The 17120-nt window shown below is 50.2% G+C and carries 18 protein-coding genes and 1 pseudogene; 12 read left to right on the plus strand and 7 right to left on the minus strand.

What is annotated here, in order from left to right; translation table 11 throughout:
- Nucleotides 1-16 precede the first annotated feature (16 nt).
- Genes dnaB through I2D83_RS04705 form a run of 3 tightly spaced genes read left to right on the plus strand, consistent with a single transcriptional unit; the run spans nt 17 to nt 3178 of the window.
- Complete coding sequence (gene dnaB, locus I2D83_RS04695; RefSeq protein ID WP_010279223.1) at nt 17-1423, plus strand: replicative DNA helicase; 1407 nt, start codon at nt 17-19, stop codon at nt 1421-1423.
- Nucleotides 1424-1464: 41 nt separating this feature from the next.
- Nucleotides 1465-2547, plus strand: a complete 1083-nt coding sequence (gene alr, locus I2D83_RS04700; protein ID WP_181829259.1) for an alanine racemase — start codon at nt 1465-1467, stop codon at nt 2545-2547.
- A complete protein-coding gene (locus tag I2D83_RS04705) occupies nt 2540-3178 on the plus strand; it encodes a hypothetical protein (RefSeq protein WP_205947636.1) in 639 nt (212 codons plus the stop codon). Before alr ends, I2D83_RS04705 begins: the two co-directional genes overlap by 8 nt.
- A gap of 93 nt (nt 3179-3271) precedes the next feature.
- Here I2D83_RS04705 and I2D83_RS04710 read toward each other — a convergent pair whose 3' ends face one another.
- The gene (locus tag I2D83_RS04710) at nt 3272-4657 is read right to left on the minus strand and encodes an amino acid permease (protein WP_205947637.1); all 1386 of its coding nucleotides are present in this window, start codon (nt 4655-4657) and stop codon (nt 3272-3274) included.
- A gap of 359 nt (nt 4658-5016) precedes the next feature.
- On the opposite strand from I2D83_RS04710, the gene I2D83_RS04715 reads away from it, so the two are divergent.
- The 5 genes and pseudogenes from I2D83_RS04715 to tssD form a co-directional block, all read left to right on the plus strand.
- The gene (locus tag I2D83_RS04715; RefSeq protein ID WP_015841640.1) at nt 5017-5496 is read left to right on the plus strand and encodes an Lrp/AsnC family transcriptional regulator; all 480 of its coding nucleotides are present in this window, start codon (nt 5017-5019) and stop codon (nt 5494-5496) included.
- A gap of 251 nt (nt 5497-5747) precedes the next feature.
- Nucleotides 5748-6362 carry a YitT family protein gene (locus tag I2D83_RS04720; RefSeq protein WP_015841641.1) on the plus strand — a complete coding sequence of 205 codons (615 nt, stop codon included), beginning with the start codon at nt 5748-5750 and terminating at the stop codon, nt 6360-6362.
- 64 nt (nt 6363-6426) lie between these two features.
- Nucleotides 6427-7620 (plus strand): amino acid aminotransferase, encoded by a 1194-nt coding sequence (locus I2D83_RS04725; protein ID WP_205947638.1) that lies wholly within the window; start codon nt 6427-6429, stop codon nt 7618-7620.
- Between the two features lie 83 nt (nt 7621-7703).
- Nucleotides 7704-8201: a M48 family metallopeptidase gene (locus I2D83_RS04730; RefSeq protein ID WP_205947639.1), complete on the plus strand. Its 498-nt coding sequence runs from the start codon at nt 7704-7706 to the stop codon at nt 8199-8201.
- A gap of 381 nt (nt 8202-8582) precedes the next feature.
- A pseudogene (gene tssD, locus I2D83_RS04735) lies at nt 8583-8819 on the plus strand (type VI secretion system tube protein TssD); the annotation flags it as partial.
- Between the two features lie 55 nt (nt 8820-8874).
- On the opposite strand, the gene I2D83_RS04740 reads toward tssD, so the two are convergent.
- From I2D83_RS04740 to uvrA, 6 genes are all read right to left on the minus strand, one after another.
- The gene (locus I2D83_RS04740) at nt 8875-9276 is read right to left on the minus strand and encodes a DUF1240 domain-containing protein (protein WP_205947640.1); all 402 of its coding nucleotides are present in this window, start codon (nt 9274-9276) and stop codon (nt 8875-8877) included.
- Nucleotides 9277-9324: 48 nt separating this feature from the next.
- The gene (locus I2D83_RS04745) at nt 9325-9732 is read right to left on the minus strand and encodes a DUF1240 domain-containing protein (protein WP_205947641.1); all 408 of its coding nucleotides are present in this window, start codon (nt 9730-9732) and stop codon (nt 9325-9327) included.
- Between the two features lie 57 nt (nt 9733-9789).
- Nucleotides 9790-10194, minus strand: a complete 405-nt coding sequence (locus I2D83_RS04750; protein WP_205947642.1) for a DUF1240 domain-containing protein — start codon at nt 10192-10194, stop codon at nt 9790-9792.
- Complete coding sequence (locus I2D83_RS04755; RefSeq protein ID WP_205947643.1) at nt 10187-11044, minus strand: hypothetical protein; 858 nt, start codon at nt 11042-11044, stop codon at nt 10187-10189. The genes I2D83_RS04750 and I2D83_RS04755 overlap by 8 nt, the downstream gene beginning before the upstream one ends.
- Before the next feature lie 441 nt (nt 11045-11485).
- Nucleotides 11486-11905: a secondary thiamine-phosphate synthase enzyme YjbQ gene (locus I2D83_RS04760; protein WP_015841647.1), complete on the minus strand. Its 420-nt coding sequence runs from the start codon at nt 11903-11905 to the stop codon at nt 11486-11488.
- Between the two features lie 16 nt (nt 11906-11921).
- Nucleotides 11922-14756: an excinuclease ABC subunit UvrA gene (gene uvrA, locus I2D83_RS04765; protein ID WP_180778596.1), complete on the minus strand. Its 2835-nt coding sequence runs from the start codon at nt 14754-14756 to the stop codon at nt 11922-11924.
- Between the two features lie 244 nt (nt 14757-15000).
- Here uvrA and ssb1 point away from each other — a divergent pair, with 244 nt between their 5' ends.
- The 4 genes from ssb1 (at nt 15001) to I2D83_RS04785 (ending at nt 17095) form a co-directional block, all read left to right on the plus strand.
- Nucleotides 15001-15531 carry a single-stranded DNA-binding protein SSB1 gene (gene ssb1, locus I2D83_RS04770; RefSeq protein ID WP_180778595.1) on the plus strand — a complete coding sequence of 177 codons (531 nt, stop codon included), beginning with the start codon at nt 15001-15003 and terminating at the stop codon, nt 15529-15531.
- A gap of 248 nt (nt 15532-15779) precedes the next feature.
- Nucleotides 15780-15998 carry a hypothetical protein gene (locus I2D83_RS04775; protein ID WP_228483946.1) on the plus strand — a complete coding sequence of 73 codons (219 nt, stop codon included), beginning with the start codon at nt 15780-15782 and terminating at the stop codon, nt 15996-15998.
- A gap of 188 nt (nt 15999-16186) precedes the next feature.
- Entirely contained in the window at nt 16187-16645 is a 459-nt protein-coding gene (locus I2D83_RS04780) for a GNAT family N-acetyltransferase (RefSeq protein WP_180778593.1), read from the plus strand.
- 60 nt (nt 16646-16705) lie between these two features.
- On the plus strand, nt 16706-17095 hold the full coding sequence (locus I2D83_RS04785; RefSeq protein ID WP_241007271.1) for a hypothetical protein: 390 nt from the start codon (nt 16706-16708) through the stop codon (nt 17093-17095).
- The last annotated feature ends 25 nt before the right edge of the window (nt 17096-17120 follow it).

Below are 17120 nucleotides of genomic sequence, written 5' to 3' on the forward strand. Positions count from 1 at the left end.
GTAAAGAACCCGTTTCATGGCAGAGAAAAGACCCACCAATAAATCGAATGAACCCCGTGACCGCCAGATGGAAGGTCTGAAACTTCCGCCACATTCGCTGGAAGCGGAGCAATCGGTATTGGGTGGCCTGATGCTCGACAATGAACGCTGGGATAATGTCGCCGAGCGTGTTGTCGCGAACGACTTCTATAACCGCGCCCACCGCCTGATTTTCACCGAGATGCAGCGTCTGCTCGAAATGAGCAAACCGATCGACCTGATTACCCTGTCCGAATCGCTCGAACTGCAAGGCTCGCTGGAATCCGCGGGTGGCTTCGCCTATCTGGCTGAGCTCGCTAAAAACACGCCGAGCGCCGCCAATATCGGTGCCTATGCCGATATCGTGCGCGAGCGTGCCGTGGTGCGTGAAATGATCTCCGTCGCCAATGAGATCGCCGATGCGGGTTACGATCCACAAGGGCGTAGCAGTGAAGATCTGCTCGATCTCGCGGAATCCCGCGTCTTCCAAATCGCCGAAAACCGCGCCAGCAAAGATGAAGGCCCCAAAAGCATCGACCGAATTCTGGAAGATACTGTTTCTCGTATCGAACAACTGTATCAGCGCCCACACGACGGCGTAACCGGTGTGTCTACCGGCTATCAGGATCTGGATAAAAAGACCGCAGGCTTGCAAAAATCTGACCTGATCATCGTCGCGGCGCGTCCATCGATGGGTAAAACCACCTTCGCCATGAACCTGTGTGAAAACGCGGCGATGATGCAGGATAAACCGGTGCTAATCTTCAGTCTGGAGATGCCCGGCGAGCAGATTATGATGCGTATGCTCGCGTCGCTGTCTCGCGTGGATCAGACCCGCATTCGTACCGGTCAGTTGGACGATGAAGACTGGGCGCGTATTTCCAGCACCATGGGGATCCTGCTGGAAAAGCGCAACATGTACATTGATGATTCCTCCGGTCTGACGCCGACCGAAGTGCGATCCCGCGCCCGCCGTGTGTTCCGTGAACATGACGGCCTGAGCCTGATCATGATCGACTACCTGCAATTGATGCGCGTGCCGTCGCTGTCCGATAACCGTACGCTGGAAATTGCCGAAATTTCCCGCTCACTCAAAGCGCTGGCAAAAGAATTGCAGGTTCCGGTCGTCGCTCTGTCGCAGCTTAACCGTAGTCTGGAACAGCGCGCCGATAAGCGCCCGGTTAACTCGGATCTGCGTGAATCCGGCTCCATCGAGCAGGATGCCGACCTGATTATGTTTATCTATCGTGATGAGGTGTATCACGAAAACAGCGATCTGAAAGGCATCGCTGAAATCATTTTGGGGAAACAGCGTAACGGCCCGATTGGTTCCGTTCGTTTGACCTTTAACGGGCAGTGGTCGCGCTTTGATAACTATGCCGGCCCACAATATGACGATGAATAACGCAGCGCTCAGCAATGACAACACTGCACTAAGGAACAAGAATGAAAACGGCAACTGCCGTCATTAACCGGCGTGCTTTGCGCCACAACCTGCAACGTATCCGCCAGCTCGCGCCTGACAGTCAGGTCGTTGCCATCGTGAAAGCCAACGCCTACGGCCACGGCATGATCGAAGCTGCCCATACCTTTTGCGACGCTGACTGCTACGGCGTCGCACGGCTCTCCGAGGCGCTGGCGTTGCGCGCGGCGGGCATCACCAAGCCTATCGTCCTGCTGGAGGGCTTTTTCTCCGCCGACGACCTCCCGCTTCTGGTAGAGCACCAGCTAGAAACCGCCATTCACAGCCCCGAACAGCTTGCCGCGCTGGAGCAGGCTACGCTGTCACAGCCGCTACGCGTGTGGATGAAGCTCGATACCGGTATGCACCGGCTTGGCGTTCTGCCGGAACACGCCGACGCGTTTTGGCAGCGTTTGACCGCATGTCGCAATGTGGTTCAGCCGGTCAATATCATGAGCCACTTTTCCCGCGCCGATGAGCCCGAGGCCGGAACTACCGAGCGCCAGTTGGCCTGCTTCGATGCCTTTACACAGGGTAAACCCGGCGCACAGTCCATCGCGGCTTCCGGCGGTGTTCTGCTGTGGCCGCAGTCGCACCGCGATCGCGTCCGCCCCGGTATCATTCTCTATGGCGTGTCGCCGTTGGATAACGAAGACGCCGCACATTTTGGCTTTCAGCCAGCAATGACCTTTACGTCTCACCTGATCGCCGTGCGTGAACACCACACGGGCGAAGCGGTCGGTTACGGCGGCACCTGGACCAGCCCGCGCAATACCCGTTTGGGCGTCGTGGCCGTCGGCTATGGCGATGGCTATCCGCGCTGCGCACCAGCCGGCACGCCCGTGCTCATCAACGGGCGTGAGGTGCCACTTTCCGGCCGCGTGTCGATGGATATGATTACGGTGGATTTAGGGCCGGATGCGCAGGATAAGGTTGGCGATGAAGTCATCCTGTGGGGACCGACGCTACCGGTTGAACGCATTGCCGCGCATACAGGCGCCAGCGCCTACGAACTGATCACGCGCTTAACGCAGCGCACCGCGTTGGAATACGTCGACGGTGAGTAAAAACGGACTAACGGGTTTTTATCGGCAAGCGCAAGGCTTGCCGACTTTCAGACGGGTTATCTACTATACGGCAAGCTGGCTTGCCGTAGCCGCGATCCTGACGCTGTTTGCCCTCATTAATTACTTTACCCTGAAACCGACGGATGTCGGCGGCACGCTGTTTGGCGGCATGTTTAGCGCGATGTTCGATCTGATTTACTGGTCTTTCGCGGCGTCAGGATTCTGCTTTCTGGCACTCTTTCGACTCTCGGGCTGGCGTGTTGCCTGGATACTCGCAGGACTGCTGCAAATCGGCATCAGCGCCCTGTGGCGGATTCAATATTGGCAAGAGTATGAAAACGACAATTTGATACTCTCCCCCATGCCCGGTGAACTGTATGTTTCCATGCTGGTAGGCGCAGGCATGGCCGCTATCGGCATCGTGAAATATCGACACGCGCGGCGCAACCAGATAGCACCACGCCCAACGTATACTAAAGCCGTCGCCGCATTGCTGCTCATCATGCTTTATCTGGCGCTTCCGCTACATCTCTATCAGCGTGAACCTCTCCCCTACTGCGCCTTTAGCCCCGACGGGCAGCAGCTCAGTATCTGTTTGGGAGACAATGACGAACGGATCATTGTGGAGTGATGCTACCCGGGATTGTGATCACGCGATCCCGATAACCATCATTAAAAGAATAAACATCAGGCACTCCACGACTGGAAGTGCCTTTTGACTTAATTAATAGTCAGTTTTTACTGCCAGCGCCGCCATCGCACTTTTCTTCTTTTTCACCATGTAGCTCACAGCCAACGCCAGAAGCCAGAACGGAATCAACAGCACCGAAATCTGAATACCCGGCGTCATCGCCATGATGACCAAAATCCCCGCCAGAAACAGCAGACAAATCACATTCGTCATCGGGTAACCGAGGCTTTTAAAGCGCGTTTCATGGCCTTCCTGCTTTTTCGCCGCTCGAAATTTCAGGTGAGTGATGCAAATCATCGCCCAGTTAATGACCAAGGCAGAGACCACGAGCGCCATCAGCAGCTCAAAGGCTCTACCCGGCATCAGGTAGTTGATCACGACACACAGCGCCGTCGCAAGTGCCGATACGCCGAGTGCCACCAACGGAATGCCGCGCTTATTGACATTCAGCAACGCACGCGGGGCGTTCCCCTGTTTCGCCAACCCGAATAGCATGCGACTGTTACAGTACACACAGCTGTTATAAACCGACAAAGCGGCAGACAGCACCACCAGATTCAAAACAGTAGCCACAACGTTGCTATCCAGCGCATGAAAAATCATGACGAACGGGCTACCGCCTTCCACAACTTTCCCCCACGGGTACAGCGACAGCAGCACAGCAAGCGCGCCAACGTAAAACAGCAGAATGCGATAAATAACCTGATTCGTCGCGCGTGGGATGCTGTTTTGCGGATCGTCAGCTTCAGCCGCAGTGATCCCTACCAGTTCCAGTCCACCGAAGGAGAACATGACCACCGCCATCGCCATGACCATACCGCTGATGCCGTTCGGGAAGAAACCACCGTGCTGCCATAGATTTGCGACGCTAGCGTCAGGGCCACCCGCCCCACTGAACAACAGATAGCAGCCAAATACAATCATCCCCATGATGGCCGCAACCTTAATGATCGAAAACCAAAATTCCATTTCACCGTACACTTTAACGCTCGTCAGATTGATGGCGTTAATCAGTACAAAGAATGCCCCCGCAGAGACCCAGGTAGGCACATCCGGCCACCAGTACTGAATATATATCCCGACCGCCGTTAACTCGGCCATACTGACCAGAACGTACAACACCCAGTAATTCCAACCGGACATAAACCCGGCGAACTCTCCCCAATATTTATACGCAAAGTGGCTGAACGAGCCAGCAACGGGCTCTTCCACCACCATTTCACCCAACTGGCGCATAATAAAGAATGCGATAACGCCCGCAATCGCATAGCCAAGCAGCACCGATGGCCCCGCCATTTTGATGGTCTGCGCGATGCCTAAAAACAGCCCGGTACCTACCGCGCCTCCCAGTGCGATCAGTTGAATATGGCGATTTTTCAATCCTCTTTTCAACTGCCCTTCTTCTTGTTGTGTCTCCATTTTTCCCCCGTCAGCAATAAAATTCGAATCGGGAGGATGTAGCAACTATCAGGCCAGATAACCCCTCAGCCCTGCCATCATGATCATCATTCACATAACGCAATGAAAAGTTAGAAAATTTATTTCCACTCCAATTTCACACATCACGCATAAATTCAGAAAATACGAACATTAAACGCGCGTTAATGACCAATAATGCACACAGTTGCATCGTATTTTGCCCTGAGATGCATGAATTGAACCATCATAGTGCAAGCTGCGATTGAGCGGCCGTGTAGCGATAAAAAACTCATAGGCAACACAGCCTAAAAAGCTGGTAGTCTGTTTGACTCACTATCTGACACGGTTTAGGGAACGCGATGTACAACATTGATGATTTCGATCTGAAAATCCTGACGCTGCTACAGACCAATGGCCGCCTGACCAATCAGGAATTGAGCGAACTGGTTGGGCTTTCCGCCTCGCAATGCTCTCGTCGCCGAATCGCACTGGAACAGGCACAACTGATCCTCGGTTATCATGCCCGCCTGTCGCCGAATGCCGTTGGATTGGAATGTCTGGGGTTAATTGAAGTACGGTTGATCAACCACACCAGCGAATACGTTGAACGCTTTCACCAGATGCTGGGGGAAGTGGATGCGATTATTGACGCCTATAAAACCACGGGTGATGCCGATTATCTGTTAAAAGTCGCCGTCGCGGATCTGCCCGGACTCAGCACGCTGATTAGCCAGATTCTGTCGCAGAATAAGAGCATCGCGCATCTGAAAACCTCGGTGGTATTAAACCGCCTTAAAGAGAACGGTTTGATCACGCCAGAACTGCCTGCGTTGCCCTGATTTGGGGCAATCGCGTCTATTTGGTGCAAAAAAACGAGAAACTCACGCAACAAATCACGATTTTTCGCACAAGATAACCAAATAAATGATCATTTACGCACAAATCACGCATTATTTTCATTTATATAATTCAATACGTTACTCTTATTACCGTAGGTATTTCACATAAACCAGCCGCTAACCGGCATCATCTGGTGTGATTCTTGCTTTGGTAAGCACATATTTTTACGACAGTCTATTGAGTGCTCACCATGGATAACGTTATTCCCACACAAAAAATATCACACACGCTGCTGGAAGACGTTTTGGCAATAGTGACCGGCACACTGATGGTGTCATTTGGCGTCATCCTGCTACGTCAGGCTGGCGCACTCACCGGCGGCACCGCAGGCATAGCTTTCCTTATCCACTATCTGACAAACGTTTCCTTTGGCGTCGCGTTTTTCCTGCTGAACCTGCCCTTCTACTATCTGGCCGTACGCCGTATGGGATGGGAATTCACGGTGAAAACGTTCTGCGCCGTCGGACTCGTGTCCCTGTTTTCCGATCTACATCCACTGTTCATTCATTTCGATCAGCTCAACCCGTTCTACGCCACGCTGTTCGGCAGTATCATCACCGGAATAGGTTTCATTGTCCTGTTCCGTCATAAGGCTAGCCTCGGCGGCGTGAATATTCTGGCGCTGTACCTTCAGGACAAATACGGCCTGCGGGCGGGAAAACTCCAGATGGGCGTTGACGTTGTGATTGTGCTGACTTCCCTGTTCGTGGTAAGCATACCTATGTTGATTGCTTCGATTCTGGGGGCAACCGTTCTGAACCTGATTATCGCGATGAATCATCGCCCTGGCCGTTATGCGGCCTGATTGCCCCCCACCATCGTCGGGGTTGCGGTACCCATAAAAATGACACACTCAGGAGAGCTACACTGTGTTTCAAAACGTTGATACCTATGCCGGAGATCCTATCCTGTCTCTGATGGAAAAATTCAAACAGGATCCAAGAGCGGATAAGATCAATTTGAGTATCGGGCTCTACTACAACGAGCAGAATATTATCCCGCAGTTGCGATCTGTGAGTGCGGCAGAAAGCAGCCTGAAACAGCCGGCTCAGAGCGCGAGTTCTTATCTGCCGATGGAAGGGTTACAGCCTTACCGTACCGCGATCCAGCAATTGCTGTTTGGTGCAAACCATACGGCGCTGGAAGCCGATCGCATCGCCACCATTCAGACGCTGGGCGGTTCCGGTGCGCTGAAAGTCGGTGCGGATTTCCTGAAACGTTACTTCCCGAATTCAGAAGTGTGGGTCAGCGATCCAACATGGGAAAACCATATTGCGATCTTTGAGGGCGCGGGCTTTAACGTTCACACCTATCCGTATTTCGATGGCGACAGCCTGGGCGTGAAATTTGATGCCATGCTGGCCACGCTGCAAACGCTGCCGGCGCGCAGCATCGTACTGCTGCACCCATGCTGCCACAACCCGACCGGTTCTGACCTCAGCACCGAACAGTGGGATCGCATCATTGAGGTCATCATTCAGCGCGAGCTGATTCCGTTTATGGACATCGCCTATCAGGGTTTTGGCCTCGGGATCGATCAGGATGCCTATGCGATTCGCGCCGTTGCCAGCGCGGGCGTTCCGGCACTCATCGCCAACTCGTTCTCCAAGATTTTCTCACTGTATAGCGAGCGCGTCGGCGGCCTTTCCGTGGTGTGTGACGATGCCGACAGCGCACAGCGCGTGCTGGGTCAGTTAAAAGCGACCGTCCGCCGCAACTACTCTTCCCCACCGAATTTCGGCGCACAGGTGGTCTCTAAAGTCCTGAATGACGCGCAGTTGAATGCTGACTGGAAAGCGGAAGTCGAAGAGATGCGCACCCGCATTCTGAGCATGCGTCAGGAACTGGTGTCGGCACTGAAAAACGCGCTGCCGAACCGTAACTTCGATTACCTGCTCACCCAGCGTGGCATGTTCAGCTACACCGGTTTCAGCCCGGAACAGGTTGATCGTCTGCGTGAAGAATTCGGCGTCTACCTGATCGCCAGCGGCCGTATGTGTATAGCGGGGCTGAACCACAGCAACGTCCAGCGCGTCGCTGCGGCTTTCGCCGCGATTCAGTAAATCGTAAAATAATAAAGCCACTGGCTTAACCGGCTCACCGTTGTGAACTCGCTTAACTCAGTGGCTTGTGTGATAAAAATTTCATGACCCAACTACGCTACCTGAACGGTTACCCTCCGGCGATTGTTGCCCAAGTACAAACGCTCCTCGATCAAGGCAAACTCGGCCCCTGGCTGGAAAAAAGATACCCTGACCGCCATCAGATTCAGAGTGACAAGTCGCTCTATCAGTTCGTCGCCGAGCTGAAACAGCGCTACCTGAAAAATGCCCCGGCAATATCAAAGGTGCTTTACGACAATAAACAGAACCCGATAAAAGGGACGCTAGGCACCAATACGTTTGTGGCGCGTGTGCAAGGTGGAAAATTAAAATCCAACAACGAAATCAGAATAGCGACGCTATTTCGTGACGGGCCAGAAGATTTCCTGCGGATGATCGTGGTACACGAACTCGCCCACCTCAAAGAAAAAGATCACAACAAGGCCTTCTATCAACTCTGCTGCCATATGGATCCTGACTACCATCAGTTGGAATTTGATATGCGCATCTGGCTAAACTGGCGAGAAATAAATTCAGGTTAGGATCTATATTCCCTGCAAAAGGAAAGGCGGATTCGTCAGAAAAACAGAGTAAATCTGATTTTATTTTAATACGTTGATTTTTATTATTTCATATCGCGTAAAAATAACGCTGAGGTGAACGAAACCGCCGGGTGAGCGGCAGGACGCCGCGAAAGTCAGCGCCGCGTCGGGAACGCGTCGCTGTCGGCCCGACAGCGGAGTCGATCGCCGAAGGCACCGCTAAGCGGCGTTATTTCCCGCGAGAAGCCAAGGGCCACGGGGTGATGGCGATTGAACACCCCGTGTCGGGCGCATACGACTCACGTTGCAAATAATCGCATTCGTCAACGCGCACGAAACTCTCTCTTTGCGGGCATAAATCACTATCTCGCTGATCTATATGTTGATGTCACCTTTTATTTTTATCGCGTCAATTCCGCTGGGCAGTTAGAGCTTTATTACGAAGTGACCTTAACCGATGCGAGCATTGTCGACGTCACCTGTGTCTATCCACACGTCATCGATAACAACGACATCATGCCGTATGAAAAAGTCCAGCTGAAATATAAAACCATAGCATGGAACCACAAAATCGCAGGAACATCGGGTTACAGCATTTGGGAGGAAATGAGCCTCTAATATTTATGACCTTTGATAACAGGCACATCTTATTAGTTGTGCTTGTTATTCACCATTAATCACAAAGAGAGATATTTTTCACATACTTATTGGGGTCCATCCAGGAGTGTTTAGGGCAGATTTCATAGCCTTGATCTCTAAAATTCAAAGATATATACATAGATGCAACAAAGCTAACCACCACACCAATAAAAAACAAATAACCACACACACTTGCTAATATGCCATGCATTCCTATAGGTTTGTTTTTTACTGCCATGCAAAACCCTAAATACGAAAAGTAAAATAATATTGGCGCACCAAAAATAAGGATGCCTACCTTCCATGAAAAGATAATGACATCATTTAGCCTAAATAGATTCCAATAACCGTTAAAAGAAAACCATATTCCCCAGCATGTAAGAATAAAAATCAACACTGAGAACACGAAAAATAACGGCCTATTTATTTCAAACACGAACAACCCTCCACAAGCATGAAAAATAAAAACCTATCAGATCATTGTTTACCATTCATCACAAAGAGAAATATCTTTCACATACTTATTAGGAGCTATCCATGAGTTCTTAGGACAGATTTTATAATCTTTATCATTAAGATTATATGATATATAAATTGATGAGAAAAAACTAACGACCGCACCAAATATAGCTATAATAGCTAATGAGTTAGCTAGTTTATTATTCATTTTAGGCACTTCATTCTTTATGGTCGAATAAAATGCCAAATATGAAAAATAAAACAACAAAGGTGATCCAAATACCATTAATCCAAGTTTCCAGGAAAAAATAATCACATCACTTTTTTGTAAAAAACTCAAATATCCATTGAAAGAAATCCAGCTAATAAAACATGATAGAAAAAAAAGGAAAACTGCAAACACGCCAACTAATGGCCTATTTACCTTAACCACGACTGTACCTCCCCCAGGCATGAAAAAGCATTCCCTATCAGACGTTCATTTTTCTTCTTACTCTTTACAAAGAGCGATGTCTTTCACATATTTATTGGGAGCTACCCATGAGCTCTTGGGACAGATTTTATAACCCTGCTCATTAAGACTATAAGAGATATACATAGATGAAAATAAACTCACCACAGTACCAAAAATAGCAAATATAACCAGTACATTTGAAATTTTATTATTCATTTTAATTGGTCTATTTTTTATAGCAGAAAAAAAACCAAAATAAGAAAACTGGAACACTATTGGAACTAGAAAAATCACCACTCCGAGTTTCCATGAAAATGAAATGACATCATTTAGATTAAAGAAATCAATATACCCGTTTAAAGAGAACCATCCTCCCCAGCATGAAAGAATAAAAATAAAAACTGAATATATGAAAAAAAACGGTCTATTTATCTTAACCACGACTGACTCTCCCCCATGCATGAAAGAATTGATCGGGATGGTATGGTGTATATTGTATTTTATGCGATTTCAAATTTTTTATTATCGTCTCACTTATTTTATACTCATTATCCAACCACAGTAATGAAAGACTGACTATCACCCCAATAGCAAAGATGCCAAAAGCAATGCCAATAACACTGAACCCCGTAGCCATAAGTCCAGTCGCTAATGTTTTTGCTCCCCAGGCAACCCCAACCGATACAGCCAGTTTTGCCGCATCCATCGTTAAATTAACAAAGAAATCGGTCAGTGCGTATTCATCTTTCACCATCAACTCAATGGCTCGATAAGCACCTGAAAACACAATGCAGAACCTTGCCCCAGTCGCAATACCACTTTCAATCCCTTTTGTACCTATCCCTATATCGAGTATTTTATGGTTACTGACTAAATATCGGGTGGCATCTAAATACTTTCTTACACCCGGATAGCCAGATAATTTTATGTACTTACTGCCATTTTTCCCGACATATTCCGTTGCCGTTACGCCGAACCCTTTCATCTCCATCACGATTCGGCTCACAGACACGGCTTCTGCGATATTCCCAGCAAATGATGAAACAGGATCGGTACAGGCAAAAATGGCCGTTTTCCACGACTCATTAGGGTTAGGTGTACATAACGTCTTTAAAAAATACGTCGCTTCCTGCGCAGTTAATATGGCATGAATGTTATCGTTATTTATTTCATTGAGTTGAGCATGTAATTTCTGATAGTTAATATCAGCATGCTGCTTTTTAAAATCAAGATGATCTTCTAACCGATAGTCATCATCAACAAGTGTTTTTAAAACCGGATCGTATTTCACAGCCACTCACTCCCTTGAATTTGACTTAAGTCAACACACTATTTCCCTGTAAGGTAACTTTAACGGAAAAATGATGATTTTTAAATATTAATAACGCCAATCTGCAATTTTTCATTCCCCATAAAGAAACCCGTTACTTAAAAATGTTACGAAAAAGTGGAATCAAAGATACGTTATTTAAAGACGATAACGCATCAAACTCTGACGATAGTGTTACTTCGATAATAGCCAGATAATGGCGCTTAAAACTGGGTATAAACTGCCTGTACGGCAGTGAACACGAACCGGAATACTCAGGCTCACTACGTTTCTTTCTAAGCTGCCTATCCGGCAGCTTAGAAAGTAACTGTTATCACCCGCAAATAAACAGAATGGTTCACTGCCGCACAGGCAGCTAAATGCTTATCGGGATGCGTCGCTGGTGCGACGCATTTTGGAGGCTTATTCCCCGTTGAGAGTAACAACCAGCGAGCGGCTGCCGCCGTGGTTGCGGTGCTCGCACAGGTAGATGCCCTGCCAGGTGCCGATGTTCAGGCGTCCATTAGTGATGGGAATCGTCAGGCTGTTGCCCAGCAGGCTGCCTTTCAGATGCGCGGGCATGTCGTCACTACCTTCATAAGTATGGCGGTAGTACGGTTCATCCTCCGGCACTAAGCGATTAAAAAAGCTTTCGAAATCCTGCCGCACCGTGGGGTCGGCATTTTCGTTAATCGTTAGCGCCGCCGAGGTGTGCTTGATGAACACATGCATCAGCCCAACGTTTATCTGGCGCAGTGCAGTAACCTGCGCCAGTATTTCGTCAGTCACCAGATGGAACCCCCTGGCTTTCGGCTTCAGGCGGATTTCATATTGCATCCACATCGCCATCTCCCTGCTATCAGGCTTCGCGTGCCAGAATCGGTCGCAGGAAGCGTGCGGTGTGGGACTGTTCGCACTCTGCCACCGTTTCCGGCGTGCCAGAGACCAGAATTTCTCCGCCGCCGCTGCCGCCTTCCGGTCCTAAGTCGACAATCCAGTCTGCCGTCTTAATCACGTCCAGATTGTGCTCAATCACTACGATGGTATTGCCCTGATCGCGCAACTGATGCAACACAGCCAAAAGCTGCTGAATATCGGCAAAGTGCAGACCGGTTGTCGGTTCATCGAGGATATACAGTGTCTGGCCGGTTCCGCGTTTTGACAGTTCACGCGACAGTTTCACACGCTGCGCTTCCCCGCCGGACAGCGTGGTGGCCGACTGCCCAAGGCGAATGTAGGACAGACCGACGTCGATCAGCGTTTGCAGCTTCCGCGCCAGCGCCGGAATGGCATCAAAGAACTCTCGTGCTTCTTCGATGGTCATATCCAGCACTTCATGAATGCCTTTGCCTTTGTATTGAATTTCCAGCGTTTCGCGGTTGTAGCGCTTGCCTTTACACTGGTCACACGGCACATAAACATCCGGCAGGAAGTGCATTTCGACCTTAATCACGCCGTCGCCCTGGCAGGCTTCGCAGCGCCCGCCGCGCACGTTAAAGCTGAAACGGCCAGGGTTGTAGCCGCGAGTACGCGCTTCCGGCACGCCAGCAAACAGCTCACGAATCGGCGTGAAAATACCGGTGTAGGTCGCCGGATTGGAACGCGGTGTACGGCCAATCGGGCTTTGATCGATATCGATCACCTTATCGAAATGTTCCAATCCCTGAATTTCACGGTGAGCGGCAGGCTCCGCCAGCGTCGCACCGTTCAACTGACGCTGCGCCAGTGGGAACAAGGTATCGTTGATGAGCGTCGATTTACCCGATCCCGACACGCCGGTGATACAGGTAAACAGCCCAACCGGCAGCGTCAGCGTGACATCTTTCAGGTTGTTCCCCTTCGCACCAATCAGCTTCAGCACTTTGGTCGGATCCGCAGGCACGCGCTGTTTCGGGATTTCGATCTTGCGTTTACCGCTGAGGAACTGCCCCGTCAGCGAATCCGGCACCGCCATGATCTCTTCCATCGTGCCTTCAGCGACAATCTGGCCACCATGCACGCCCGCACCGGGGCCGATATCAATCACATGGTCAGCGGCGCGAATCGCGTCTTCATCATGTTCTACCACAATGACGGTATTACCCAGATTACGCAGGTGAATCAGCGTTTCCAGCAAGCGCTCGTTGTCACGCTGATGCAGGCCGATGGACGGTTCATCCAGTACGTACATCACGCCAACCAGCCCGGCACCAATCTGGCTTGCCAGACGAATACGCTGCGCCTCACCGCCGGACAGCGTTTCCGCCGAGCGAGAAAGCGACAAATAGTTCAGCCCGACATTCACCAGAAACTTCAGCCGATCGCCAATCTCTTTCAGCACTTTCTCGGCGATTTGAGCGCGCTGCCCACTGAGCTTCATATTCTGGAAGAACGTCATCGCATGACCGATGCTCATATCGGAAATCTGCGGCAGCGTCGTCTGCTCAACAAATACGTTACGCGCTTCTTCACGCAAGCGTGTGCCGCCGCAGCTGGCGCAGGAACGGTTGCTGATGAATTTCGCCAGCTCTTCGCGCACCGCCGTGGATTCCGTCTCTTTATAACGACGTTCCATGTTGTGCAGCACGCCTTCGAACGGATGGCGACGTACCGAGGTGTCACCGCGATCGTTGATGTATTTGAATTCGACGTTCTCTTTACCAGAGCCGTACAGAATCACTTTCTGCACCGCGGCGCTCAGGCTTTCAAACGGCGCATCGACGTCAAATTTGTAGTGCTCCGCCAGTGAGCGCAGCATCTGGAAATAGTAGAAGTTACGGCGATCCCAGCCGCGAATCGCGCCGCCCGCCAGCGACAGCTCCGCGTTTTGTACCACGCGGGCCGGATCGAAGAATTGCTGCACGCCCAGACCATCACAGCTTGGGCACGCGCCCGCTGGGTTGTTGAACGAGAACATGCGCGGTTCCAGCTCATGCATGCTATAGCCGCACACCGGGCAGGCAAAGTTCGCTGAGAACAGCAGTTCAGGCTGGGTAGGATCGTCCATGTCCGCGACCACCACGCTACCGCCGGAGAGATCCAGCGCGGTTTCAAACGACTCAGCCAATCGCTGCGCCAGATCGTCACGCACTTTAAAGCGATCGACGACAACTTCAATGGTGTGCTTTTTCTGTAATTCCAGCTTCGGCGGATCGGACAGATCGCACACTTCCCCGTCGATACGGGCGCGGATATAGCCCTGTGAAGCTAGGTTTTCCAACGTTTTGCTGTGTTCACCTTTGCGATCTTTCACAATCGGCGCCAGCAGCATCAGGCGTTTGCCTTCCGGCTGCGCCAGCACGTTGTCCACCATCTGGCTGACCGTCTGCGCATCCAGCGGCACATCATGCTCTGGGCAGCGCGGCTCACCTACGCGTGCAAACAGCAAACGCAGGTAGTCATGAATTTCGGTAATCGTCCCGACCGTAGAACGCGGGTTATGCGAGGTGGATTTCTGTTCGATAGAGATGGCGGGCGATAGCCCTTCTATATGATCGACGTCCGGTTTTTCCATCAGCGACAAAAACTGACGGGCGTAAGCAGAGAGGGATTCCACATAGCGCCGCTGCCCTTCGGCATACAGCGTGTCAAACGCCAGCGATGACTTACCCGAACCCGACAAACCGGTGATCACGATCAGCTTGTCACGAGGGATTATCAGGTTGATATTCTTGAGATTATGGGTACGAGCACCACGAACTTCGATCTTATCCATTCACACACTTCCCGGAATAAAAACGGTTTGTCATCGCCTCTCGAAGGGAGAGAACCGGTACGAAACGAGCAATTATGGCACAAAAAAAACTGAATGGATATCCAGTATTAAACCCCTTTACCTTGCAAACGCTGCAAATCTTACTTTCATTTCTGAAGCCATTTCGCAGGTATGATACAAATGTGTATCATGATAAAATTGATCGTTTAGACTTACATAAATTGGTTCATCAGGAGACACGAGCATGGCCAGCAGAGGCGTTAATAAAGTGATTCTTGTCGGGAATCTGGGTCAAGACCCGGAAGTCCGCTATATGCCGAATGGTGGTGCAGTTGCCAACATCACACTGGCGACTTCCGAATCCTGGCGTGATAAACAGACCGGCGAACAGAAAGAGAAGACCGAGTGGCACCGTGTGGTGCTGTTCGGCAAACTGGCTGAAGTCGCGGGCGAATATCTGCGCAAAGGCTCTCAGGTTTACATCGAAGGCGCACTGCAAACCCGTAAATGGGCCGATCAGGCTGGCGTAGAGCGCTACACCACCGAAGTCGTCGTTAACGTCGGCGGCACCATGCAGATGTTAGGCGGACGTCAGGGCGGCGGCGCACCAGCAGGTGGCGGTCAGCAGCAAGGCGGCTGGGGACAACCTCAGCAGCCACAGGGCGGCAACCAGTTCAGCGGCGGCGCACAAGCTCAGCAGCGCCCGGCACAGAACAGCGCTCCAGCGCAAAGCAACGAACCGCCAATGGATTTCGACGACGATATCCCGTTCTAAGAGTTATTCGTCTATCAACGTCGTTGATCAAAAATAATAGTAAGACCCCGATTTATCGGGGTTTTTTATTTTTTCGGCGTGCAGAAAAGGCACCGGTAAACAATCAACTAAAGAAATTATCACCCGATGTGCGTTTAGTGCTCATCGAGATAAGCAGAGCACAATCTGTACAGTTATTTCTCCATCGCTACTAAAAAATAGCAACGCCCCATCAACGGGTATAAACGCTATATATGGAGATATAACGTATGGAAAAAAATAGTGCGCTTCGCGCCGATAACAAAAAGCTATCCCACATCCTCGTCAGCAAGACATCCTCATCCCATTCTGGCAACGCATCTTTCAGGCTCGCAGCACTTGCTATAACCGTCTCTGGTTTGCTTTTTGCCTCACCGACACTCATCGCAGCAGAAACGGCAACGACTGCCGATTTAGTGTTACGTAACGGTAATATCTACACCGCATAAATATCAGGGGCGTCGATGCGGCGCCTCTGCAAACACCGCCCTCACTCCCCCGAATTGGTCTGCCTACCTATCAATAAGTGGCGGGGCATATCCGGCTATTCCGTTGTTATCTTATTGCTATGAAAAGCAGCCTGATTTTCAGCACCCATTCGTAACCACAAAATATTCGCGACAACATGAGAGTAAAAATGATGAATTCAGATCGGGAAATTATAATTAATTCAGTCGAACCAGAAGATTATGAGCAATGGCTACCCTATTGGGAAAGTTATCAGGCGTTCTATAACGTCCAGCTTACCGATGAAGTCACTAAAATAACCTGGGATCGCTTTTTTAAAGCAGAGATTCCCGTTCACTGCGCCGTAGCACGGGAAGGATCACATATTATCGGCTTCGCACATTTTGTTTTTCACGATTCCACCTGGGGTGTAAACCTTTATTGTTACTTGGAAGATCTTTTCGTTGCCCCCACCGCTCGCGGTAAAAACGTTGGCAAAAAACTGATTGAATATGTGAAAGAAAAAGCGCAGGAAAAACACTGCGATCGGCTGTATTGGCATACCCAGGAAACCAATAAAACAGCCCAGCGACTTTATGATTGGGTAGCGGAAAAACCGGGCGTTATAGAATATAGAATGCCGCTTTAACTATAAAAAGATAAGCAGTAGAGTAATGCGGCGAAAACACCGTATATAAATGGATTTAAAATGAACTACCAATCTGCTTCTCTTTTTATCTACACCGTCAGGATCTTTTTTGCGATTTGTCTCTGTGGCGCGCTGGCGCTTGTCGGCATCAGCGCCCCCATTTTCTATCTTCTCGTCATGGGTCTCGTTTACCCCGTCATCCTCTCTCTGCGATTACACAGCCTGAGTGAAAAAGGCATTGTCTTTTTGCCAAAGGAAAAGAGTGAATGGATGGTCTATGTGCACGGCATCCCGGTGCGTGAAACCAGAACGTCATTAACCAACCCATATTTCTTTAGCGCTGAAAGCATGCAGAAATTTTTCCTGCGCGCCTATGTGGGGAAGTTATTGATTCAGATCTGCGCCGTTGTCTTATTAGTGCAGCAGACAATGGCAGTCAACTGGCCGTAATGCCAGTCAGTTAAGCGACTGACTG

Origin of the sequence: Pectobacterium aroidearum, assembly GCF_015689195.1 — a bacterium.
Taxonomy (GTDB): domain Bacteria; phylum Pseudomonadota; class Gammaproteobacteria; order Enterobacterales; family Enterobacteriaceae; genus Pectobacterium; species Pectobacterium aroidearum.

Excerpts from the sequence above, each read along its gene's own strand:
- dnaB (WP_010279223.1), top strand. The coding sequence starts at position 17 with ATGGCAGAGAAAAGACCCACCAATAAATCGAATGAACCCCGTGACCGC.
- alr (WP_181829259.1), top strand. The coding sequence starts at position 1,465 with ATGAAAACGGCAACTGCCGTCATTAACCGGCGTGCTTTGCGCCACAAC.
- I2D83_RS04710 (WP_205947637.1), bottom strand. The coding sequence starts at position 4,657 with ATGGAGACACAACAAGAAGAAGGGCAGTTGAAAAGAGGATTGAAAAAT.
- I2D83_RS04715 (WP_015841640.1), top strand. The coding sequence starts at position 5,017 with ATGTACAACATTGATGATTTCGATCTGAAAATCCTGACGCTGCTACAG.
- I2D83_RS04720 (WP_015841641.1), top strand. The coding sequence starts at position 5,748 with ATGGATAACGTTATTCCCACACAAAAAATATCACACACGCTGCTGGAA.
- I2D83_RS04730 (WP_205947639.1), top strand. The coding sequence starts at position 7,704 with ATGACCCAACTACGCTACCTGAACGGTTACCCTCCGGCGATTGTTGCC.
- I2D83_RS04760 (WP_015841647.1), bottom strand. The coding sequence starts at position 11,905 with ATGTGGATGCAATATGAAATCCGCCTGAAGCCGAAAGCCAGGGGGTTC.
- uvrA (WP_180778596.1), bottom strand. The coding sequence starts at position 14,756 with ATGGATAAGATCGAAGTTCGTGGTGCTCGTACCCATAATCTCAAGAAT.
- ssb1 (WP_180778595.1), top strand. The coding sequence starts at position 15,001 with ATGGCCAGCAGAGGCGTTAATAAAGTGATTCTTGTCGGGAATCTGGGT.
- I2D83_RS04775 (WP_228483946.1), top strand. The coding sequence starts at position 15,780 with ATGGAAAAAAATAGTGCGCTTCGCGCCGATAACAAAAAGCTATCCCAC.
- I2D83_RS04780 (WP_180778593.1), top strand. The coding sequence starts at position 16,187 with ATGATGAATTCAGATCGGGAAATTATAATTAATTCAGTCGAACCAGAA.
- I2D83_RS04785 (WP_241007271.1), top strand. The coding sequence starts at position 16,706 with ATGAACTACCAATCTGCTTCTCTTTTTATCTACACCGTCAGGATCTTT.